Origin of the sequence: Enterobacter cloacae complex sp. P12RS (assembly GCF_014895875.1) — a bacterium.
Taxonomy (GTDB): Bacteria; Pseudomonadota; Gammaproteobacteria; order Enterobacterales; family Enterobacteriaceae; genus Enterobacter; species Enterobacter bugandensis.
The window spans coordinates 1-526 of sequence record NZ_JADBQO010000135.1 but is presented as its reverse complement, the minus strand read 5'-3'; the positions used below and the strand labels follow the sequence as shown (position 1 = coordinate 526).

The window sequence follows — 526 nt, the reverse complement described above, 5'->3', positions numbered from 1 at the left end:
CTTTGATCCCTTTTGAAAAAGTTTGAAGCGATTTCACAAGTCATTAAGAAAAAATGTTTCCACAAATCATTACTATCAGCCAGGCAGTTCAGTTCTATAGTTGGAATTGCTGTAAAGGTTGCATCCGTTGAAGCTCTGAAATAATGATAATCATTCTTTTCGAACATAAAAAATAACCCTAAAATATGAGGTGCATATACAGTGAAAATTAAAATATCGTCTGTTTTCCTATAAATATCTACTCTACCTTCGGTGAGAAAGTAAACATGTGGTTTATTATTGAGTGTGCTGTGTATCTGCTGTCCATTTGACGCATAAATGCGTATAAATTTGTTAGAAGCTTCAACAATCTCTAAGATATGGTCAAACATGATTTAATGCCTCTGCTATTATTTTCATTCTTAAAGTTTGATGTTAGGCAATCATATGATCTTTTTAGGGGATGGCAAGTTTAAATTTAAATATGTTCTTGTGTAATTATACATAATTTATCTATTAGTTAAATTACCAGCAGGCAGTTCTGGGT

1 pseudogene is annotated in these 526 nt (G+C 31.7%); it reads right to left on the bottom strand.

The features are described from left to right. Positions 1 to 371 (bottom strand): annotated as a pseudogene (locus IM284_RS23265) (hypothetical protein); the annotation flags it as partial. Positions 372 to 526: the final 155 nt, after the last annotated feature.